A 23,795-nucleotide genomic window follows, 5' to 3' on the forward strand; every position below is an offset into this window, starting at 1 on the left:
GTCGAATTATAATATAATAAGGAGGTAATCACTTATTTCCTCACTCGAAAAAATTCCTAGCTGAATGTTAGAAAATAAGAGTAGATTAAAATAGCTACTTATTCAAAAGTTTTATTCAAATATAGGTGCAGATACAATACTACTTAGAAGTAGAATTACTAGCGCTCCAAGAATTATTATAATGATATAAAATTTACGATTGCTCATCTCAATGGTTATTGGTGTAATGCAATCAAAGGACTTGAAGATAAGGGTCCTAAATTTGTGATGGTTGAATGACCTAATCCGTATTTACGGAGAAAATCTGGCTTTTTATCAATCAAGCTAATGATATGGTTGCTATGCGTATTTGCAAACTCTTTGATGTCTGATGTCGTGTTGAGATAGTCAACTACCACTGAACTATTAGTAAGTGTTCTCAAGTAATAACACACCTTCGTCTGGTTACTTATCTGTTGATTAGTCATCTCGTTCATACTGTTGCTCACAACAATCTTGAGAGTACCATTCGAAAGTTTTACGATTTCATACCAGCTCTCTATTTCTTCTTCAGATACTTCAGATTTAAAATCTGACACTAATGCAAAAACTGGATTTCTTTTTTGTTTGGTAGCCGTAGGCATTATAAGAATAGGACATTCTCTTATTTCATCGATGATAAGACTGGTGCTTTTACAGTACATATTGACATCTCTATTTAATTTGTCCTTACAAGAAACTACCACAATATCAATTGCTAGCTCGGTGATGTTTTTTTTAATACCAGAGATAAGTCCGGTGCACTCTGAGATTGCATTAAAGCCGTGATTCTTATTTCTATTATTATAAGAATACTTTTTTATCAAACGACTTAGGCGTTCTTGCGATTCTTGTTTAGGACGTTCAAACCAATCCTCATCTGCTTGTAGTAGTTGGATTGCATTGAGACCTTGGACGTTGTAATTGTAGGTATTGAGAAGATAGAATTCACACACTTCTCGTTTAAAGAACTTGACAGCATAATCTATAGCATCACAGTTATGATGATTTAAATGAATAGGTATTAATATCTTTTTCATACGTCTATTGTTAGCTGCGTTTATATCTAGAGAGCGCCATGTAAATAACCTTTCTTAGTTGTTTAAATTCAATCATAAGATTGCTATACAAAACTCTTCTTCCCTCGTGTTCCTTTGCTCTTACTGTGTCATATGCTCTTGCGCTGTATTCATATTCTCGTTTTAATTCCTGCTCATATTTGCACAATGATGCCATAACGAGGGTGTTTTTCCTTCTAAAACCCTGTAGCATTGCAGAAAGGGTGCTATTTTTAATAAGTCTTTTCTCTATTAATTGCAGGTAATCAATTTCAAGATTAATACTTTCAATGGCGTCTATCCATTGGCTCAATTCAATGAGATCTTTTTCTATAAACAACCTTCTATAAGCGTCGAGTTTATGTGATAATATGGCGTCCAAGTAGTATTATTTTTAGGCATTATGCTGGTTGAGCTACTTGAGAAATTTTTCCTTGAAGCTCTTTAAAAAAAGTGTCTTTAAGTTTGCGGTACTTATCTATGTGATATAAATACATCCTTCTACATTTTTCATGTTCTTGTATAAACGTCATATCACAAAGCACATCCTCACACTCTGCAATAGTATCTCTAGAAACCTTAAATTTTTGGAGTTCTACTAAGATCACATCATTATCTACTTGCTTCATTTCAAACCGCTGAGAGGTAGATTCTTGTTCTAATCTTTTTTGAGCTGGCTGTGCATTATAAAAATGTATAAGATTACTAAGCTCTTTACGTATGTAAGTAAGATGGTTAATCCAGTTATGAAGCTCCATCGTGTTGATTTTATGTGCGACATCTACCTCACTGTCATGAGCATATATTTCTATATTTAGTCCTTTCATAGTATTTGTTTTTTTAGAGAACAACTTCCATAGTGTGTTCTAGTGCATCTTGTATAACCTTTGTTATGGTGAGCTCTTGCATTCCACTAGGAAACATCCAGTTTATAATAGCACCTTCTTTATTCCCAAATATTGCAGAACCCATAGGTGTGAGTACAGATACCTTACTTAATGCCACATCCTTATCTGCAGGTGCTACCACTTGTAGTGTTTTCTCCCAGCCTCGATCTGAGGATACTGTTACCTTGCTATTAAAGCGTATTACGTTTAAAGGCATATCACAGTCATCTACTATATGAGCACTTTTAAGCTCATTACTTAACCGCTGCAATGACTTTTGCGTTTCAAAATCATCTACATATCCCGAGATATTGAGTACGCGTTTTAAAAACACGTACTCTCTCTTTTCTAATATTAGACCATTACATTCCATATTATAGTGATTAGATATCCTTAAAATCAAGGAAAAATCCCTCGTTGTATGTAAGCCTTTTCTATTCTCTTTATGGCAATACAATAAGCTGCCGTTCTCATATCCATAGACTCGCTTTGAGCAAAAGCATGAACTTTATTAAATGATTCTCTCATTTTTTTCTCTAGCTTGACCATTACCTCATCCAGTTGCCATAACTCTCCATTACGGTTTTGCAACCACTCAAAATAACTCCCTATCACTCCTCCAGAATTACATAGAATATCAGGGATAATAGTTACACCTCTATCTAAAAGTATACGCTCACCGTCACCGTTAGTAGGTCCGTTTGCACCTTCGGCAATGAGTCTTGCTTTTATAGTAGGCGCATTTTCTTTAGTAATTTGGTTTCCTAAAGCTGCAGGAATACAGATATCACAATCTGTTGCATAAAAATCATCTTGTGATAACATAGTAGACTCAGGAAAGTCCACAATGCTTCCATTATTCACCTTGCTATAATTAAAGAGATCCTCTACGTTAATTCCCTCTTTATTTTCAATCGTACCAAAAGCATCTTGAACCGCTACTAGCTTTGCTCCTTCTTGCTCTAGAAAATGTGCAGCCCAGTAACCTACGTTACCAAAACCTTGTACAATAAACTTCTTGTTGTCTAATGACTCCTCATTGCGCTCTGCCCAGTATTTTATTGTGAGATATACACCGTAACCTGTTGCACGATCACGGCCTTCTAGACCTCCACTCCCATCTGGTTTTCCCGTAACTACATGCTGGTTTGCGGTGCGCTCTGCAGGAGGGCGCGTACTCATATACGTATCTGCCATCCATGCCATGGTCTGGCTATTTGTATTTACATCTGGTGCAGGGATATCATGCTCTGGACCTATATTATCTGCAAGAGCAAACGTAAATCTGCGCGTAATACGTTCTAATTCTGTTTGTGAATATTTTGAAGGATCTAGCTGGATTCCACCTTTACCACCACCATAAGGAAGACCTGCAAGTGATGTTTTCCAGGTCATCCACATGGCAAGAGCTCTTGCTGCATCAATATCTACCGTAGGGTGATAACGTAAACCACCTTTATAAGGTCCTAAGGCATTGTTGTGCTGCACTCTATATCCTGTAAAAATCTCAACATCTCCATTATCCATTTTTACTGGAAAATGAACCACAATCTCATTGTTTGTGATGCTCAATATTTTTCTAATGCTAGGGTGAAGTTCAATATGATCTGCAGCACAATTAAACTGCTCCATCACATTATCCATCATACCTCTTACAGGTACTTTTGTACTCTTCTTATCTATAGTTGCTATTTCCATAATCAAAGCCACTAGTGGCTATTTATATATTATTTAAAAAGACGATTTGAAATACTTCTTTCCTTGTATCTCTCTGTGATATATTTACTTTTTGGTTTTTTGCTACCCGCTTTTTTTGGAGCTATAGCGCTTAACATTGAATTGAAATTCATCGTACTACTCTTTAAATTGTTTTCTATTTTTTATTGTTTCACAAAGATTAGGAGCAATAGCCATCTCTACAGATGATTTAAGTTCCTTTTACTTTGCTGTGATAATGGCAATCTATATGCCAGCACGTGTGCCAGAAAGAGGTATAAATAGAAGAACGCAATGTTTATAAGGGTTTTCACGCTTTCGCGAAAGCGTAACAAGAAACTACAGCTGAGTAATAATTACCCAGCTGAGGAAAAATGTATCAATACTATATATTGTTTTATGGAAATATGAGTGCCATGCTGATACGGTAGCATGAGTATGAAGACACTTTTGAAAGAACCTGTTAATCTTCTAACTTACTACGCAAAGTCTTGCGATCTATACCTAGAATTTGGGCTGCTTTGGTTTTGTTATTTTCCATAGCACTGAGCACTTTCCTTATATGAATTTTCTCCATTTCCTTGAGGGAAAGTAAGCCATCCTCAGGAAAATCAATAGTATATTTAAGTGCTTCTGGTAGGTGTGCAACTTCCACGACTTTATCACACATAATGACAGCTCTTTGTATGATATTTTCGAGTTCGCGTATGTTACCAGGCCAGTCATAACGTTGTAAAATGGCTGTTGCTTCTGGTGTGATTTTTATAAAACGATCTTTAAACTCTACACCATATTTGAAAAGAAACTTTTCAATAAGCAACGGGATATCCTCCTTGCGTTCTCGCAACGGAGCGACATCGACCTCAACCACGGTAAGACGGTAAAAAAGGTCTTCTCTAAAAGTTCCTTTTTTTATCATCTCCTTGAGATCACTATTTGTTGCTGTGATAACGCGCACGTCTATTTTCTCAGGTTTTTGAGCGCCTACTTTTACCACTTCCTTTTCTTGAAGTACGCGCAACAATCGTGATTGCACGGCAGTAGATGCGTTACCTATCTCATCGAGGAAAATAGTCCCACCATTTGCCGCCGGAAAAAAGCCATCCCGATTTTTATCGGCGCCTGTAAAGGCTCCTTTTGTGTACCCAAACAACTCTGACTCTAATAGATTTTCTGGTATACCGCCACAGTTTACGGCAATAAACGGTGCTCGCGAAAATTTACCTTGATAATGAATAGCTCGTGCTACAAGCTCTTTACCTGTACCACTCTCACCTTTTATAAATATGGTTGCTTTATTATCCTTTACACGCTCTATAATCTGGATAACACTATTAATCTTATCAGAGTTTCCTATAATCTCACCATAGGGTTTGTGCTGTGTGTTACTAGTAGACTGCGGTTCTTTGCGGTTAGTAGCTGCACTTCCGTCATCATTTACGAATGACTTATTAATAGCCGCTTTTAATTCAATTTTAGTAAAAGGCTTTGTCAGGTAGTCTACAACTCCAGACTTGATTGCAGCGAGGGAATCTTGCACAGAAGGATAGCCAGTCACTATAAGTTTAGGCAATTGCGGGTAATGCTCAGACACAAAATTAATGAGTTCTGTGCCATCTATTTCAGGCATTTTGAGATCTGTGATAAGTAAATCAATATGTGTATCACGTAGTATTTGAACTGCCTCCTTTACAGAAACTGCCTTATAAGTATGATAGTTCCATGATTGCAAGTGACGCTGCAAGAGCTCTAAGATATTGATATCATCATCTACTATTAATATGTTCTCTTTATTGAGTTGCATAGCGTCTTAAAATCTAGGTAGCATTACGGTAAATGTAGCGCCTTTGTCTTTATTATTTCTAGCTGTAATAGTGCCTTTGTGGCTCGCAACAATACCATGTACCACACTAAGACCCAGCCCTGAGCCATCACCCGTAGGTTTTGTTGTAAAAAAAGGCTGAAACACTTTATCTAGCACCTCACTAGATAATCCCACGCCTTCGTCTTTGATTTTTAAAATAATAGATCGATCAGATTGCGATGCCGTTATTGTTACAAGTCCGTTTTCTGGCGAAAAATAAATAGCATTTATGATTAGATTAAAGATAATCTGAGTGATTTGAATCGTATCTGCTTTAAGCCATAGTTCTTGATCATCGATATCTATCAGATAATTAACCTTTGCTTTTTTAAACGAAGCTTCTAGTAATGCTACGGCACCTTTAATACTAGGCACCATATTAAGCGCTTGCATTTCTTGCGGCATCTCGCAGGCAAAAAACATTAACTTTTTTACAACCTCACGGGAGAAAATAGCATTCTTTATAATCTTATCTAGATCTTCTGTTGCGCTTTCATTACTCGCTATATCTTCTTTTAAAAGCTCTGCAAATCCTAAAATATTTGCGAGAGGCGTGTTAAGTTCATGTGCAATTCCCGCAGTAATCTCACCTAGAATACCCAGACGATCTGCACGCTCCATCTGCCTCTTGAGAGAGGTTTCATTTTGCTGTATTTCTATACGCTCTAGTAGATTTCCTATTTTCTGAGCGACACTATCTAGTAATTGTTTTTCTTCTTTTAAAAAAGAGCTCTTACCTATCAAGTAGGCGGTAATCATCCCATTAGGCTTATTAAATACATGAATAGGCGCTTCTAGACATATGGCTTCATTGGAACGCTCTGTAATGGTAGACCATAATGAGGTCTCAATAGAAATCTCTGTATTGCTAGGATATTGAAAGCCTTTCTTTAAGCTAAATGCAATAGCATTTAGCGTTTCTTGCATTTGATCTACATCTGCATGTACGATAATAGAGGACACTTCATAAAGGCAAGTAAGCTCTTTAATCCTTTCTTTAAGTTCGTCTTCTGTAGTTGCCATACTCAATGGATTTCATTTATTTACAAGTAGCTACTATCTCTATGAACGCAATAGCTTTTTACCTGTAGTGACAAAAGAAATTCCTTGCTGGCCGTAGGTACTTATCATAATCGCTTCAATGATAGGCTCATTTGTATTAGGCTCTATTTTCCAGTCGAAGATAAAGTTTGCACCCGTTCCTCCTTCTTTATCCACACCATCTATAACAATCTGAACGGTCTCCATAGGCTTGATAAAAATGGTCTTATCAAAATACACACGTATTGGCTCGCCATAAGTGTTATAATACACTGCCTTGTCAACATACACCTGCGCTTCTCGATTAGGATTATGCAAACTTATAGTCGCCGTTAAGTCTGCTTGATCATTTTCTGTACGTAAATATATTTGAGAATAAATAGAAAGAAAAGTACTCCCAGACTCGAGTGAATCACTAAGCGCGCTCTTGACTGCCCTCTTGTCCCAGTTCACTGGATCTACAGAACTTAGTGGCTTAGGTTCCTCACAAGAAAGAACTAATAGATATACTAATGCAATGGGAAGTAAATATTTCATAATAAGGTTGAGATAGATGTAAGGTATACGCACTATAATAGATAGGTACTACAAGATATCAAATTTCTGAATTTAAATTGGTATGAAGTGTTTGTATCTCTTGTTTTAGAGGGAATCTTTCTAAAAAATATAGTTGACATTTTTACTAATAGAGATTAACTTGAAGTAGCTCTTTACATTAAGAATACCTTAGAAATTTACATATAAGTAAATTTTTAAATCAAGCTTTCGCGAAAGCGTAACAACTACTCAGTAAGGTCATAAGCATTTACAGCATCAGAAATTTCATAACCTAGACGTAATCCTTCTGTGCAGTCCATTCTCACATGTACTCCTAGAGGAAGCCTTGAGTAAGCGTTTTCTTGAGCCATTTCTGAAAGCGAACTATATTGTCTAGAAGCTCCTCTAAACTCGGCCCTACCTTCGTGCGTTTTGTCTGTAAAATTTATAGTGTTTCCAAACTCATTGATAAATACCCCAGCTGCCGCCGAAGAAAATGCAGAATGCCCCGATGGATATCCTGGAAATGACGGATTAGGCCAGTTAATAAATCTATATAAATTAGTTTGATAAGATGGGTCAATGTGCGCTTGAATGTAGACACTTGGGCGCATGACCATATACTCATACTTATCTGCCCACGTGGAAACAGCAGCATCATTTAATGAAAAGCCTAACTTTAAAAGCATTATAAGTGATTGCTCATAACTCACATCTAGTTGATCTATCAATTGATTTGCAATTGATATTTGACGACCAGGAGGACTTATCATGAGACCTTCTACATCGTCAGACCAGAACTCTGCTATCCATAGATCATCATTATCTTCTTCTCTTGCTGTATTGTTGATGGTATATACTTCCATCATTTCATTATAAAAATCACTATCTATGCTTGTACTATAATTGATTGTAGGCGGTATACTTGATGTCTCTTCTGACGATATTACAAACGTTCTTGCACTAGCCCAATAAGGAAACCAAGCTCTTTCCTCATCTGCACTGTAGGTCCAATAACCTTCACCTGCTGGAGGTTCATAAGCATAGGGTTGTGGTTCTATTATTTGAGATTCTGCTGCAGCGTCGGTTTGGCTGTATAAAATTACTTGTTCTGCAACATAGGTTCCCCAATCCATAGAATTTGTAATTACATCTGCACTTAAACCTTCTTGAAGTCTGATTTCTTGAGCATTTTTATGCTGGTCAATTTTCACATCCACATCTGATTGCACATTATACATGAAGTGATCAAAAACTAGTGCATAGCAAGTATTCAGAGCTACTTTAATGTCTACATTATCTGGGCGCTCACTAAAGTCAATAGTTAATCCATCAAGATTATTTACGTTAGACTGGTTTCCATCTACATCTGCAACTGCTACTTCATATGCCGCAAGATGTATATAAGCTAAGGATCTGGCAGTAGCAACAGGTCTCATACCATAGGCATATTGATCTACTTCTAACCAAAGCGTATTCCAGTCTGTAATGAGCTGTGTGGTTGGGTCTGTAACTATTATTGAAGTATCAATAATATCAGATACTGCTACATTTTGATTAAGACTCACATCATCTACATCATCTTGACAAGATTGAAATAAGAAGACAACAAGGAGTCCTAGTAGTAAAGGATTAATACATGAGATTCTCATAACGAATTATTTAAGCAGTGTATTACACATCTAATCACCATAAACTTAGCCGCAAAATACTATTAATAGGCTAGAAATAAATTTTTATTTCTTCAAATGATAGTCGGATTTCATTTATCAATATTAAATATTCTCAGCACAATAAAAAAAGCCTTAAAAATCTAAATGTCAACAAATTAGCCCAGCAAGTAAATATACAAGTACTAAAATTTAAATATAACCAAAACGTCGACGAAATACATTTATCGTCTACAAAATACACAATTTAACATTTTTATTAACATTTATCCTTGGTTTTTTTCTAGTTTAGCAGCTTTTAAAAATAAACCCCTAACGAATTAAGGCATCCCAAATTCCTTAATTGACTTAAACCTACTATTGCTATGAAGCAAACCTACTTAAAGGTTGTTATCCTTATCGTTGTACTTGTCTTTGGTACAATCGCTACAGTTCAAGGGCAACACAATCACGTAAATGGAAAACGTATTAAAATTTCCAATCCAACACCAAACCAACTCACATTGATTGCTACCTCGGGTATAGACCTTAAGTGTGGTGCTGAGATTTTTGGCAACGAACTTGTATTAGAATTAAGCAATCAAGAGGTAGAGATAATCGAGCAACTTAATATCTCCTTTACTACCATTATTGATGATACACGGGCTTATTATAAAGAACAAAATGAGGTTGAATTACCAAAAGCAAAGCAGGAACTTAATGCCTTAAAATCTTTAAGTTATTCTAATAATGAAACTAGATCCTTAAGTACGACTGGTACTACTATTTCTAACATTATTCAATACGAAGGGGAGACTGAAATAAACTGGCAGACTCCACAAAATTTTGAGTTAGGAAGCATGAATGGTTGTCTAACCTATGGGGAGATGCTTTCAGAATTAGATAGAATGAGGCAATTATATCCTCATTTAATTTCTGTCCGTAAAGATGCATCACTAGCTGAAGATGGGTCTGGTACTCCTATAACTACCCACGGTAATAGCTTTACTAATGGTGGTCAATATGATACTTGGCCTGGACAAACTGTTTATTATGTGCGCATCTCTGATAATCCAAATACAGATGAGGCAAACGAACCAGAATCCTTCTATAGTGGTATGAGCCATGCCCGTGAGGCAAGTAGTATGATGAACCTTATCTACTACATGTGGTATATACTTGAAAACTATGAAACTGACGCAGATATCAAGAATTTAGTTGATAATCATGAGATGTACTTTATGCCAGTAGCAAATCCAGATGGGTTGCTTTGGAATGAGCAAACAGATCCTAATGGTGGAGGATTACAACGTAAAAATTTAAATCCTGATGCTAATACAGGTGACAACTCTGCACGTGGAGTGGATCTTAATAGAAATTACGACTACTTTTGGGGTGCAAACAACGCTTACACAGGTAATGGAGTAGGATCAAGTGCCACACCTAGTTCTCAAGTATATAGAGGTACAGCAGCATTTTCTGAACCAGAGACAAGAATCACAAGAATATTTGTAGAAAACCACGACGCAAAAACCGCACTCAATCACCACGCGACATCTAACTTACTACCTCATGGCTATAATGCCTATCCAGGTTCACCAGCTTCTGGGCGTGAAGATGACTATGTGAAATTTTGTCATGATCTTACAAGATTTAATAGGTACATTTATGGGGAAGCTCCTAATGTTCTTACGGTTGCAAATGGAGACATGAGTGACTGGATGCTAGGTGGTGATCCAGACCCACTTAATGGTGGTAGTGTAGGATCAGGAAAAGGCATCCTTGCTCTTGCGCCAGAAAATGGAAATGCTTTAGGGGAAGAAGCAGATCCTCTTTTCAACTCTGGATTCTGGCCATCTCCATCCCAAATTGTAATCGTAGCAGCTAGGGCAACAAGAATGAATTTAGTGAATGCATTATTTGCTGGAAAACTAGCGCAACTACATGATGAAACTCCATTTAATATTTCAACACTCACTGGTGATTTAAAATTTGGAATTGAATATTTAGGAATGACATTAAGCCCTCTTACCTTAACAGTTACTCCGGTATCTACAAATATTATATCTATAGGTACTACTCCAAATATTAATCTTGCTAAACAAGAACAAACAGATATTGCTATTTCTTATCAATTAGGAACGATTGCCGCTGGAGATACTATTGAATATGAAGTGACCTTAAGCAATGATACACACATTATATATCAATCGACAATTCAAAAAACATACCAGCCATCAGAACTTTTTATTGATGATATAAATCCTACCTCAATTTCTAACTGGACGAGCTCTGGTAGCGGGACGGAATGGGTAACATCTGCAACAAGTGGTTTTGGAAATTCTAGAGGTATTACTTTTGATGCTACTCCTCCATATGCCAATGATAGAAATGTTCAACTCACGCTTAATCAAAGTTTCGACATCTCAAACTTATCTTCTACTACCCTTATACAGTTCTATGCTAAATGGGATTTAGAACGTAATTTTGATTATGTTCAATTACAAGGTCGAGATGGCAATTCAGGACAATGGATTCCATTAAGTGGTAAATACACAAAACCAGGCTCTACGCTTGCCTCTATGCGCTACAATCCAGCAAATGGGTCTGGTGGCATAGCAAAATCAACAGCAGATCGTGATAATCAACCTGACAATCTGCCGTTATTTGAAGGCTTTAAAGGTAATAAATGGGTGCTTGAAGAGATAGAAATTAGCCCCGAAGCCAATAATTTCTTAGCAGGAGCATCAGACCTACAACTACGCTTTGTCTTTGATAGTGATTCATCAAATAATGCTGACGGTTATACAACTACGTTTGCAGGATTTTCCTTTGATGAATTTAGAGTCTTAAATGTAGCTACTGATAGATCTTGTATTTCTGGAACTACACCCGTAAATCATGAAGATTTTGAAATAGGTCTAGGCGACTGGACCCAAAATTTAAATGATGACGGTGATTTAACTCATGGATCTGGGAGTACTGCAACTACAGGGACAGGGCCTAGTGCTGCTTCTCAAGGAACTTATTATTTTTATACAGAGGCATCAAGCAACTCTATTGGAGTAGGTTCTAATGCAGAGGTGATAATTACTAGTCCATGTATAGACTGGAGTGGTGGTCTTACTGGCTCATTTGATTTTGACTATCATATGCTAGGTACAAACGTCGGATCTCTAGTCGCAGAGGTAAAATTAAGTAGCGATTCAGCTTGGACACAAATATTTGCTCGATCTGGCGCACAAAGTACAAACGGAACAGACTGGAAAAATGCAACCGTAAATTTAAACGCATATAGTAATGAGATTTTTCAAATACGATTTGTAATAACCACAGGAAATGGCGCGTCTAGTGATATTGCCATTGATAATCTTAGAATTGACCCTACAGACACAACGGACCCTATTGCCACTTGTAAAAACATCACAGTGAGTTTGGGATACGATGGAATCGTAGTATTACAACCATCGCAAATTAATGATGGCTCTACAGATAACATTGGAATAGAAACTTACAGCTTAGATATAGACAATTTTGACTGTACAAATGTTGGAGCAAATACTGTTACTCTTACAGTTACAGATTTTAAAGGAAATATAGATACATGTACAGCTACTGTGACCGTGGTCAATGATGAAGCTCCGCTAAACTTACAAGCAAGTAACATTCAAGCGACAACCGCTACACTTAATTGGGTAGCAACACCTAACAACTCCTACACAGTACGCTTTCGCGAAAGCGGAATAACAACTTACACTAGTGTAAATACCACAACTAATAGTCTTAACCTAACTGGTCTAGAGGTTGGTAAAACATACGAAGCTCAAGTAAAGGCTACGTGCACAGCAGGTAGTGATTCTCCATATAGCGAAACTATTAGTTTTACTACACAACTCACGTATTGTGGATCAGAAGGAAGTATAGATTTTGCTAATGGAATTACTCGTGTTATTCTCGGAGGTATAAATAATCCATCTGGACCCGAACCCGCATACACTGATTTCACCACAGAAATAGCAACGCTTGCCCGAGGATCTTCACATAACCTTTCAGTACATCTAAATACTTTAGGGAACAATAGTCACACGACTACAGTTTGGATAGATTGGAACAGAAATGGAGATTTTACTGACGCTGGAGAATCATACGATTTAGGAATAGATATTAATAAAAATGATCAAGCTACAGATAGTTCTCCATTCACAATTACAGTCCCTATAGATGCAACACTAGGGAATGTAAGAATGAGAGTAAGTAATAAATTCAACGAGGTATCAACCCCTTGTGAGGTTGGTTTCTTTGGAGAAGTAGAAGATTACACTATTACTATTGAACCAGCGTATTACATCTATAATGCTGGAGCTTGGACACCTCAAGATCCAAGTGGTATCGCTACAAGTAATGACAATATTGAAGTACGTTCTGGAGCTCCTACCCTATCTGCAAATACAATAGTAAATAATGTAACGATACTTGCTGGCGCAACATTAGATCTAGCAGCTACTACGCTGGATGTAAACGGTGACCTTACTAATTCGGGTGAGATCTCTGGAGCAAGTGGTACACTTTTAATGACGGGAAGCTCTCCTCAAGAAATTGCAGGTAATGCTCTTGAAATCGCCAACTTAGTAATTGATAATAGTGATACCACTCAAGGTGTTACCTTAAGCACGGCAGTTTCAATCAACAAATTACTGACGTTAACAGATGGAACTCTTAATACTGGAGATACACTTACCCTATTGAGTAATCCTACAAGAACTGCAATGATTGATATAATTACGGGTGGGACCATCTCTGGTAATGTGACTACAGAAAGATACATTCCAGCAAGAAGAGCTTTTAGATTACTTTCTAGTCCTGTAACTACCACTACAAGTATTAATGCAAACTGGCAAGAAGGGGTTAATAACACAGGTACATCCTTCCCTACCGACAATGTGAATCCTAACCCTGGTTATGGTACTCATATCTCAGGTTCCTTAACAGGTGAAAATGGTTTTGATGCTACGGCTTCTGGAAATGGTTCTATCTTTAAATTAGATAATGCATCTCAGTCTTGGCAAGATGTTACAAATACAGATGTAACTACCTTAAATGCTGGTGAACCGATTAGACTTCTAGTAAGAGGTGATCGTAGTGTTAACGTGACAAGCAACGCTGCTACTCCCACTGCTACCAAGTTAAGAGCAACAGGAACTATTGCAACCTCTCCTGTAAGTGTAACTGGCAGTACACTTAACCACAATGCGGGAGCTTTTAACTTTATAGGAAATCCATATCAGGCTTCTTTAAACATAAACACCGTACTTTCAGCTTCTACAAATGTGAGAACTGGTCAGATTTGGGTATGGGATGCTACTCTAGGTTCGAGAGGACAATATGTAACTGTTCTTCTAGACGGAAGTGGTTCTAGTAATGGAGCAAATTCTAAAGACTACCATTTCATACAACCTGGTCAAGCTATTTTTACAGCAACAGATGCTACTGTTACAGATAGTAGTACTGAGATTGTCTTTAACGAGACAGATAAAGTTCCTGGTAATATAGTACCGCTCTATAGTAATTCATCAAATGCTATTGCTACATCACCACACCTTATAGGTAGATTGTATAGAAGTGAACACTATGGTGAAGAAATAGGCTTACAAGATAACTTTGTCATCCTTTATGGTGATAGCTATAGTAACGACGTAACATCAGAAGATGTTTCAAAGTTCTTTAATATTGATGAGAACATGGGCGTTTTGAAAGATGGCGGACTCCTAAGCATTGATAAAGTAGCTATGCCTACAGAAGATGATCAAATACAACTTTACAATGCACTATATCGCACTAGTAATTACACATTAGATCTTGACATCTATGGATTAAATGAGGTTGAAACATATCTTAAAGACAACCACACAGGTGAGACTACCTTACTAGAAGAAGGATTAAACACTATCGCTTTTACGGTTGATAATGACATTGAAACAAGTGTCGATACAAATCGTTTTGAAATTGTTTACCAGCGAGAAGTATTATCAACTACAACTGAAGAAGTGATTGATTTTGCAATGTATCCTAATCCTATAACAAATGGAAGATTAACCATTACATCTACTGCACTCTCAGGAAGCGATGTAGATGTCGTAATTACAAATTTACTAGGACAAACAGTTATGAGTAATGAGGCATCCTTTAGAGGGAACAAAACGGTAATTCATGATCTTGACCAACTAAGTAGTGGTATGTATATACTATCTATTAAAGGTGAAAAGATCAAGATTTCTCATAAAATTGTTATTCAATAAACTAATAAAACTCATATGACTACATATAAAAAACATATCATCACAACACTCCTCCTTTTATTCATAACTGTTGGAGTCCAAGCGCAAATCACCTTTGCAAATGATGTAAATGACGAAGCTCCTGCTGCACCTATAGATGGATTTATAGCAATTGGCCTCGCTGCAGGCGCGTATCTAGGATTAAAGAAACGCGCACAGTCGGAAAAATAATTATTTAGTGTTAATTCAAGGCTTGAGGAGCATCCTAACTTAGGATGCTCTTTTTGTTTTTAGTAGTTACGCTTTCGCGAAAAATTGAATAAAACGCTAAAATAAATTAATCAAAATATCATTTTGGCTCTTTTGTACTATCCAAAACTAACTAACTAACTAACTAACGGCTAATCAAAAACTCTTGAATGAAATGATTAAAATCACCGATGAAATACACATCATTACAAAAGATTACTTGTAATTCATCCATTCACCAACTAAAAACATCGATGAAATACACAAATAGCAGTTGAATTACGCAATTTTTACTGTTTTACCATTGTAAAACCAAGTTTTTTTATAATTTAGCCGTCCCAACTCACTACAATACTCACCCCAACAGTTTTGTAGCGACAAATCTTATTAAATGAAAAAGCCCTCAATTGGTAGAGTACTACTTCTCGCCTCCGTAATTTTGGTTATTACACAATCTGTGTCATCCATTAGTGCGCAAACCGTTTTATTCAACGCAGACTTCTCAAATACGACTGGTGATAATGCGTGGACTCAGAGCATAAACACCAATGGTTCATTTGATGCAGTAGACTTTGTTTTAAATAATCAATTTCCGAATTATGCAAACAATGCATTATTTGCTCTTGAAAGTCCTATAATTGATTTAACAGGATATTGGAATCTTACTCTTGATCTACGTCATTTTTACAAAACAGAACCCTTTCGAGATGGGATTCAAATGCAATATCGTATTGATGGAGGTACTTGGTCTGTACTGGGAACCGAAGCCAATGGATATTATAATGACACAGACGTAAATGGAATAGCAGATAATACTGATGGATGGTCAGGTGATAATACTCCATTTAGTGGTAATGCATTTACTGCTGCACCTACATTGGACTTGACCACCTTCAATACCAATTTTAATAACGCATCTAATGTGCAATTACGTGTTGTTTTTGGTAGTGATAACACAAGTGATCTTTTAATAAATAACGACGGAGCAGCCATAGATGACGTAATCATAAGAGGACGATTAATTGGGGAATATTGCACTCCTCAAGCAATTAGCAATCCATCTACAATACGAAGAGTCGCTATTAACACTATCGATAACAATACGCCAATACAAAACAATGGATATTCGGATTTCACTACCATCTCTACAGATTTAGAACAAAATTCTTCTTATCCATTAACTGTACAAGTAAACACAAATGGAAATTTCACTTTCAACACTAGAGCTTGGATAGACTGGAACCAAGATGGAGATTTCAATGACGCCGGAGAAGAATATAATACTGGAACAGCATCAAACGTTGCAAATGGTGCAACCTCAAATTCTCCTTTAAATATAACCGTACCTGCCGGAGCTAACCTAGGGCCAACTGTGATGCGTGTTCAAAGTAAATGGAATGGAACTGCAGGTAATCCCTCACCATGTTTAGCTAATAATTCATACTATGGAGAAACGGAAGATTATCAAATAAATGTTACATCATCAGTACCCCAACCAGAAATTGCAATTTTCGGATCAGGAATAGAAATCATTGACGGAAGTACAACTCCAAATGCTGGGGATGGAACTAACTTTGGAACCATCACCGCTGGATCGATACTCAATCGCACATTCACCATAAGAAATACTGGTACTGCAACTCTCAACCTATCAGGAAGTGTATTAGGTGGCACTAGCGCTTCAAGTTATACTATCACATCGCCTCCACCTGCAACTATTGCTGCGGGTAGTTCGGCAACGTTTACTATTACATATAACCCTACAGTAGGAGGTGTTCATAATGCTACATTCAGCGTTGCTAACAATGATAGTAATGAAAATCCATACAACTTTAGTATTACAGGAACAGCTACAGGTCCACAGCCAGAAATATCATTAAATGGTCTGGGTAATATTATAAATGATGGCGATACCACAACACTAGTTAGTAATGGCACTAATTTTGGAGCCAGCCTAATAAACGGTAGTATAAGCCGAACTTATACCATTGCAAATTCTGGAAGCGCAAACCTTAACCTTACAGGTGCTTCTCCATATGCTATTATAACTGGAAGTCCTTACTTTACAGTAACCGCAATACCTTCTAGTACTATTATCCCAGGTGGAGGCTCTACTTCTTTTGAGGTTACCTACAATCCTATCTTAGTTGGAAATCACTCTGCTACAGTTACTATCAATAATAATGACAGTGACGAAAATCCTTATACATTTGTTATTGAAGGACAATGCACGCTGGTGGTTGCTCCAGAGATAGATATTTTTGGAAATGCTGTAGAAATTGTAGACGGTGATACTACTCCAAATACTGCAGACGACACAGATTTCAGTAACGTGTTCTTAGGATCCTCTGATGCAAATGACTTTACAATCACAAACACAGGAACAGCAGATTTAGTACTGAATGGCACACAAGTTCAAATTCAAGGAGGTGGAGGTAATTTTGCAATTTCATCAATGCCGTCGACTACAATAGCTGCTGGAGAATCGAGCGTTTTTCAAGTAACGTATACACCAAATGCTGTTGGAACTCATAATGCGACTGTGAGAGTTACATCTAACGATATAAATGAAGGTGACTATACTTTCGATATTGAGGGTTCATCCACAATTGATATATCTCCCCGATACACTATCCATTATAATAATTTTGATGTTAGCGCAGAAGGTTGGACTGTTTCAAACCTTGGAGGAGCATCCGTATGGACGTATGGAGCAAACACCACCGAACCTGGAACAGATGGAAATTACTTTTATACCAATAACTATAACGACTTCGCACCAGGAAGTGACACTTATGCTATAAGCCCTGTTATAGATCTTACTGGTTTTACGGACTTAAGATTATATATTGATGTGAGATTTAATCTCGATAATGATCTAGAAGATGGAATGAATATAGAATATTCATCAAATGGTGGAACTAATTGGACAGTATTAGGAACTTCAGGTCTAGGAGCTGATAATAAGTGGTACAACGATGCTAATGTTTTAGGTCTAGGAACTAACGTAAATGGATGGAGTGGTATTAATGATAGTAATTTTAATGCTGCTAAATCACAGTTTATGACATCATACCTAGACTTGCCAGCATCTCTAGTTAATAATCCTCAAGCTCGCTTTAGAGTGAGATTCTCAGATGATAATGACGCTACAAGGGATGATGGTGCAAATTTTGATAATTTTATAATTGTTGGAAACCCACAGATTCCTTTTGGAAATCCAGCTTCGGGTCCAGCAGATGTAGCTTCAAACTTAAAACTTTGGTTAAAAAGTAATTCTGGAATAACTGCTACAGATGGAAATCAAGTAAATGTGTGGTCAGATCAAGCTCAAGATAATGATGCTACCGTAAGTAGTTTTGACGCACCTACTTATTTTAACAATAGCGCTGAAAATATAAACCATAATCCTGTACTTAGTTTCAATGAGGCAGATAAAACTCAGCTTAAAGGTAAGGGAGGATTCTATTCTCAAGATTATTGGGTAGTATTAAAACAAAACGGCACAATAGATGGCACTACACCAAACGCCTTTGAAGGCGTTGTTGCTGGTAGAGCTTCAAACAGACAGTTTTCTGAAGATGGAACTGGATTTTGGACTGGTAAAATATCTATACGCTTCTCTGGTAATGATAATATGTTAAGCCACATGATTGGTTCTACTCCAGCTAGTGCTAATTCAACTACTCCAAATACATATGGACGTGCTTATTCGTCTAATTCAGACAGTTATACTGATGAAGTAATTATTATAAATATTAAGAGAAACGCTAGTGGGAATGGTTCAGAAATTTACAAGAATGGTATAAGAGTAGATAACGTAGATGCGTTTGCATACAATCAGAACACAAATACAGTTGGTAATGTGTTACCATATGATGACATTAACAACTCAATTTATGCCTTAGGAGTAAGTTTTGCCGGCTTAAATAGAACAGACATATCGTCTTGGTTTAATGGGAAGATAACGGAATTCATAAGCTACAGCTTACCTAACTCATTACTTAATCAGAAAAAAATACAATCATATCTTGCTTTAAAAAATGGAGTAACACTTCATCGTACCAATAGTACTACAACTACAAGACAAGGTGATGAAAATTATATTGATAGTGATGGTACTACTATATGGGATACCACCATAAACAATGGTTTCACATATGATATAGCTGGGATAGGTAGAGATGATGCTGCTACTTTAAACCAAAAACAATCTACTTCAAGTAATCCAGGAGCAATTGTCACTATGGGACTTTCAGATATATACAACACTAATTCGGAAAATATCAGTGCAAATACCAACGTTATAAATGATAAAAACTTTCTTGTATGGGGAAATAACAACGGTTCTTTTGCTGCCTCTGCTCCTATTCAAGTTGATTTGAGTGATGGTATAGCTGGTTTAAATACATTAGTAGATTTTTCTTCTATTTTACGCACATGGAAAGTAGTCGAAACTGGAGCTGTTGGAGACGTAAAAATCTCGGTTCCTGAAGCCTCACTTTCTGCCACAATAACACCGCCTGGAAATTTCTTAATGTTTATATCAGACACGCCTTCATTTAGTCCAACCTCAGAGTATCGAGTAATGACTTCAAACGGAACAAATATTGAAACCATTTACGATTTTGATGGTACTAAATACATCACATTCGGATATGCACCAGAATATATCTATGAGCGATCAATTACATTTGATGGTACAAGAGATTATATGGATGCAGATGATGTTGCAGACCTCACGGGACCATTTACTATATCAACTTGGATAAAACCTGGTGCAAATGCAAATGGAACTGATATTATTTCTAAAAGAAATTTTGGATCTTTTACTGAAGGTTACGCACTTATACTTAATAATGCCTCAAGACCTCGCATCGTATGGAGGAATGCAGCGGGAACTACTGAAGCTCTAAGTGCTTCTATTGCGCTACCTCAAGATGAATGGCACCATATTGCTGTAATATATGACGGAAATAGAGCTACATTCTATATTGATGGTATAGAAGATAATTCAGGTGTACGAAATAGCCCTGTAAGCTCAAGCCAACATTTTATGGTTGCTGCTGCAAACTATCAAAACCCTACAAGATTCTTTGATGGAACTATAGATGAGGTAAGAGTATGGAATCAAGCGTTATCACAAGAGCAACTACAGTTCATCATGAATCAGGAAATTGAAAAATTTACCGATGACTCTGTAAATGGTAAAATCATACCTCAAAATATTTCTAAAAATGAAGTAGCTAGCATCCCTTGGGCAGATCTTGAAATGTATTTACCTATGAATAAATACACTTTTACAAACGTAAAAGACGAGTCTGACAATAATTATGTAGCAGCCATAAAAAATCTGCAAACTGTAGATTTCCAAACGGCTCCCCTACCTTATGTTTCAACTGCAGATGGAGTTTGGGCAAATACTAACACATGGACTAACGGAGCTACACAAGCTCTACCAGGAGCGCCATCATTAGTTGATGCAACGCAAACCATTGATTGGAATATTGTTCAAACAGCACATAACATTTCTACAGCATCAAATAACACGGTTCTAGCACTTGATGTAAGTACTGCCGAGTTAACCGTAGGAAATGATAGTAAGATGGAAGTATCTCACTATTTAAAATTAGACGGTGTTATGGATCTTGTTGGAGAATCACAATTAATACAGACAGAAAATAGTGATCTGGCAGCTGCTAGTATTGGAAGACTTGAAAGAGATCAGCAAGGTACGTCAGATACCTTTTCATATAATATCTGGTCATCCCCCGTAGAAAAAACAAATCCTGATGGCACATTTACTATAGCATCTATTATGAACGATGGGACTGATGAAAACAATCCGCAATCATTAAATTTCAGTACTGGATTTAATGGAGCGAACACCATACCTAAGACGGTGAGTGCTTATTGGCTATTTACCTACAGAAATGACCCTGCAGACACCTATAGTGCTTATGAGCAAATAGGTCCTTACGGATCTTTAGATATAGGTGATGGCTTTACAATGAAAGGTCCCGGTAGTGGTGGCATCACAGATCCACAAAATTATGTTTTTATAGGAAGACCTAATAATGGCACAGATGCAGCATCTATTGACAAATTAATAAATGCAGGCAATGACTTTATGATGGGTAATCCTTTTCCTTCTGCCCTTGATGCAAATAAATTTATTAATGATAATCCACACCTAACGGGTACTTTGTCATTCTGGGAACACTGGGGTGGAGGTAATCATTTCTTAGCAGATTATGAAGCTGGATATGCACTCTATACTTTAAGTGGAGGTACTCCTGCAGTAAGTCACCCTGCTCAAAACACGAGCGGTGTAGGTACTAAAACTCCTACTCAATTTATTGCAGTAGGTCAAGGGTTCTTTGTAAGAGCAGCAACTACTGGAACAACTAATTTTAACAATACACAGCGTGTCTTTGCAAAAGAAGCATCTTCTGGTTCATTTTTCTTTAATGGTGAAACAACACAATCAGAAAATGCCCTTAACGCAGAGGATGATATTGTACAACATGAGGACCTAAGAGAAAAATTTAGAATAGGTTTTGATTCTCCTAGCGCTTATCACAGACAGCTTTTAATGACTATCGATGAGAATACGACTTTTGGATATGACAGAGCTTATGATGCCGTTATTGATAACCACCCACAAGAAGATATGATGTGGATGCTAGATGATAATAAAGCCATAATTTTAGGAGTTCCTGCTATTGAGAATGACCGAAAATTCCCTTTACGTATTGGTTTACCTATGGATGGTGAAATTTCTATCGGTGTAGATGCACTTGAAAATGTAAATACAGAAAATACAACTGTTTATGTGTTTGACGCCCTTCAAGATACCTACACAGACATCACGACTGATGATAAATTCACTTTAACGCTAGAGGCTGGAACTTACTTAGACCGATTTTATATCGTGTTTGAACAAACGGCAGCAGCTGAAGAAGATACTGATGATACTACACAACAAACTGATGAACAAGAAGAAAATAATCAAGATATCGAAGTGGTTGATACGGACATTATTGATGAAACTGAGGAATCAGATAACTTGAGTATCTACTTCAATAGCCAGTCTCATGATATTGTAATTAACAAAAGAGTAGATTATGACCTTAAGTCAATACAGCTTTTCACTATGTTAGGTCAACTTATAAAAGAGTGGACACCAGATAGCGAAACCTCAAGAATAGAGTTGCCAGTGCAAGATATAAGTACGGGTGCTTACATTATTAAAGTGCAGAAATTACAAACTACATACACTCAAAAATTAATTATTCACTAACATTGCCCCAAATCGCAACGTTGACAAAACCTCCTCTTTCAGGAGGTTTTTGTTTTTTATACGCTTTCGCGAAAGCGTACTACTACATCAAAATTTTAAGAAAACCATAACATACTTACATGTAAGTTTAGTAAGCTTTGCAAGACAACATTTATCTAATAATCTAACCACATTATGAAATATACATTACTTACCATAGCAGCCAGTGCACTGCTTACAATCACATCTTGTAAACAAGAAAACACAACCACTACTCCTACATTAGAAGTAGCTACTGTAAATGAAAATCTTGCAAAAGTTGAAACCTCATGGATTACCGAACGTGTGACTAAAGCAAAAAAGAGACTAAATAATACTGAGGCCGGAAAAATTGTATGGCAATCTATGGAGGCTCATGGCGGACTGCAACGTTTTTTTGAAAACGGACCACTTTCTTTTCGTTTTGATTATGTTCCATTAGATGGAAGTACTCGTCGCTATACAGATGAGACACTAGACACGTGGAATAATAAAGCGGTACACTGGAAACCCGAAGATACAACGCAACGTTTTGGATGGGATGGAGAAAAGGCTTGGAAACAAGTATCAGACTCAACAGCATTTCCTTTTGATATGCGCTTTTGGGCACTGACACCTTATTACCTTGCTGGCTCACCTTTTATTTTAGATGGTGAAGGTGTCAACCTTGAGAAACTAGAAGACAAAACATGGAAGAATAATAACTACGACGTCGTTAAAATTACCTTTAGTAAAGGTACTGGCGACGCCCCAGATGATTATTATATTATTTATGTAGGTAAAGAAGATCATAAGGTAGCTGTTGTACGTTACATCGTGTCATACCCTAAATATTTTCCTAACGGCGGCGCTGCTCCAGAAAAACTCATGGAAGTTCAAGGAACAACTATAGTAAATGGTATAGAATTGCCTACAGGTTTCCACACACACTGGTTAACAGAAGACGAAGAAGCCGGAGAACATATAACTACTATCACAATAGACAACATCCGTTTTAATCCAGAGATAGAAAAAAGCTACTTTGACATTCCTGAAGGTGCAATTATTATTGAATAAATAAACACACTTTCGTGAAAGCGAAATAAAAGTTAAAGCCAGCTCGCTACCGCGTGTTGGCTTTTTTTATTTAACATAAAGCTCCTTAATAGCTGTTAAGAAATCTAACTTATTGTTAAAAGCG

The 23,795-nt window shown here is 36.9% G+C and carries 13 protein-coding genes; 4 read left to right on the forward strand and 9 right to left on the reverse strand.

From position 1 onward, the window contains the following. Window positions 1–215: 215 nt before the first annotated feature. The 9 genes from KRODI_RS01560 to KRODI_RS01600 all read right to left on the reverse strand — a co-directional run bounded on the left by KRODI_RS01560 (window position 216) and on the right by KRODI_RS01600 (window position 8,773). Window positions 216–1,058, reverse strand: coding sequence for a hypothetical protein (locus KRODI_RS01560; protein ID WP_013749812.1), 843 nt, complete (start codon window positions 1,056–1,058; stop codon window positions 216–218). Between the two features lie 10 nt (window positions 1,059–1,068). Next, window positions 1,069–1,458 carry a hypothetical protein gene (locus KRODI_RS01565; RefSeq protein WP_013749813.1) on the reverse strand — a complete coding sequence of 130 codons (390 nt, stop codon included), beginning with the start codon at window positions 1,456–1,458 and terminating at the stop codon, window positions 1,069–1,071. 19 nt (window positions 1,459–1,477) lie between these two features. Next, a complete protein-coding gene (locus KRODI_RS01570) occupies window positions 1,478–1,903 on the reverse strand; it encodes a hypothetical protein (protein ID WP_013749814.1) in 426 nt (141 codons plus the stop codon). A gap of 13 nt (window positions 1,904–1,916) precedes the next feature. Continuing rightward, complete coding sequence (locus KRODI_RS01575; RefSeq protein ID WP_013749815.1) at window positions 1,917–2,336, reverse strand: GreA/GreB family elongation factor; 420 nt, start codon at window positions 2,334–2,336, stop codon at window positions 1,917–1,919. A gap of 26 nt (window positions 2,337–2,362) precedes the next feature. After that, the gene (locus tag KRODI_RS01580) at window positions 2,363–3,661 is read right to left on the reverse strand and encodes a Glu/Leu/Phe/Val family dehydrogenase (protein WP_013749816.1); all 1,299 of its coding nucleotides are present in this window, start codon (window positions 3,659–3,661) and stop codon (window positions 2,363–2,365) included. A 481-nt stretch (window positions 3,662–4,142) separates the two neighbouring features. Further along, on the reverse strand, window positions 4,143–5,483 hold the full coding sequence (locus tag KRODI_RS01585; protein ID WP_013749817.1) for a sigma-54-dependent transcriptional regulator: 1,341 nt from the start codon (window positions 5,481–5,483) through the stop codon (window positions 4,143–4,145). A gap of 6 nt (window positions 5,484–5,489) precedes the next feature. Further along, entirely contained in the window at window positions 5,490–6,566 is a 1,077-nt protein-coding gene (locus KRODI_RS01590; protein WP_013749818.1) for a sensor histidine kinase, read from the reverse strand. A gap of 39 nt (window positions 6,567–6,605) precedes the next feature. After that, window positions 6,606–7,121 (reverse strand): DUF3124 domain-containing protein, encoded by a 516-nt coding sequence (locus KRODI_RS01595; protein WP_013749819.1) that lies wholly within the window; start codon window positions 7,119–7,121, stop codon window positions 6,606–6,608. 245 nt (window positions 7,122–7,366) lie between these two features. Next, window positions 7,367–8,773: a vanadium-dependent haloperoxidase gene (locus tag KRODI_RS01600; protein ID WP_013749820.1), complete on the reverse strand. Its 1,407-nt coding sequence runs from the start codon at window positions 8,771–8,773 to the stop codon at window positions 7,367–7,369. A 383-nt stretch (window positions 8,774–9,156) separates the two neighbouring features. Between KRODI_RS01600 and KRODI_RS01605 the strand changes: the two genes are divergently transcribed. The 4 genes from KRODI_RS01605 (at window position 9,157) to KRODI_RS01620 (ending at window position 23,671) form a co-directional block, all read left to right on the forward strand. Further along, the gene (locus KRODI_RS01605) at window positions 9,157–15,066 is read left to right on the forward strand and encodes a M14 family zinc carboxypeptidase (RefSeq protein WP_013749821.1); all 5,910 of its coding nucleotides are present in this window, start codon (window positions 9,157–9,159) and stop codon (window positions 15,064–15,066) included. A 15-nt stretch (window positions 15,067–15,081) separates the two neighbouring features. Beyond that, complete coding sequence (locus KRODI_RS01610) at window positions 15,082–15,276, forward strand: PID-CTERM protein-sorting domain-containing protein (protein ID WP_013749822.1); 195 nt, start codon at window positions 15,082–15,084, stop codon at window positions 15,274–15,276. 409 nt (window positions 15,277–15,685) lie between these two features. Further along, the gene (locus KRODI_RS01615) at window positions 15,686–22,597 is read left to right on the forward strand and encodes a choice-of-anchor D domain-containing protein (protein WP_013749823.1); all 6,912 of its coding nucleotides are present in this window, start codon (window positions 15,686–15,688) and stop codon (window positions 22,595–22,597) included. 174 nt (window positions 22,598–22,771) lie between these two features. Further along, window positions 22,772–23,671 (forward strand): hypothetical protein, encoded by a 900-nt coding sequence (locus KRODI_RS01620; RefSeq protein WP_013749824.1) that lies wholly within the window; start codon window positions 22,772–22,774, stop codon window positions 23,669–23,671. The last annotated feature ends 124 nt before the right edge of the window (window positions 23,672–23,795 follow it).

It is taken from the genome of Dokdonia sp. 4H-3-7-5, from assembly GCF_000212355.1.
GTDB lineage: Bacteria > Bacteroidota > Bacteroidia > Flavobacteriales > Flavobacteriaceae > Dokdonia.

Coding starts and splice junctions, on each gene's coding strand:
- KRODI_RS01600 (WP_013749820.1), bottom strand. CDS start 8,773: ATGAGAATCTCATGTATTAATCCTTTACTACTAGGACTCCTTGTTGTC.
- KRODI_RS01580 (WP_013749816.1), bottom strand. CDS start 3,661: ATGGAAATAGCAACTATAGATAAGAAGAGTACAAAAGTACCTGTAAGA.
- KRODI_RS01610 (WP_013749822.1), top strand. CDS start 15,082: ATGACTACATATAAAAAACATATCATCACAACACTCCTCCTTTTATTC.
- KRODI_RS01575 (WP_013749815.1), bottom strand. CDS start 2,336: ATGGAATGTAATGGTCTAATATTAGAAAAGAGAGAGTACGTGTTTTTA.
- KRODI_RS01595 (WP_013749819.1), bottom strand. CDS start 7,121: ATGAAATATTTACTTCCCATTGCATTAGTATATCTATTAGTTCTTTCT.
- KRODI_RS01615 (WP_013749823.1), top strand. CDS start 15,686: ATGAAAAAGCCCTCAATTGGTAGAGTACTACTTCTCGCCTCCGTAATT.
- KRODI_RS01590 (WP_013749818.1), bottom strand. CDS start 6,566: ATGGCAACTACAGAAGACGAACTTAAAGAAAGGATTAAAGAGCTTACT.
- KRODI_RS01570 (WP_013749814.1), bottom strand. CDS start 1,903: ATGAAAGGACTAAATATAGAAATATATGCTCATGACAGTGAGGTAGAT.
- KRODI_RS01560 (WP_013749812.1), bottom strand. CDS start 1,058: ATGAAAAAGATATTAATACCTATTCATTTAAATCATCATAACTGTGAT.
- KRODI_RS01620 (WP_013749824.1), top strand. CDS start 22,772: ATGAAATATACATTACTTACCATAGCAGCCAGTGCACTGCTTACAATC.
- KRODI_RS01585 (WP_013749817.1), bottom strand. CDS start 5,483: ATGCAACTCAATAAAGAGAACATATTAATAGTAGATGATGATATCAAT.
- KRODI_RS01605 (WP_013749821.1), top strand. CDS start 9,157: ATGAAGCAAACCTACTTAAAGGTTGTTATCCTTATCGTTGTACTTGTC.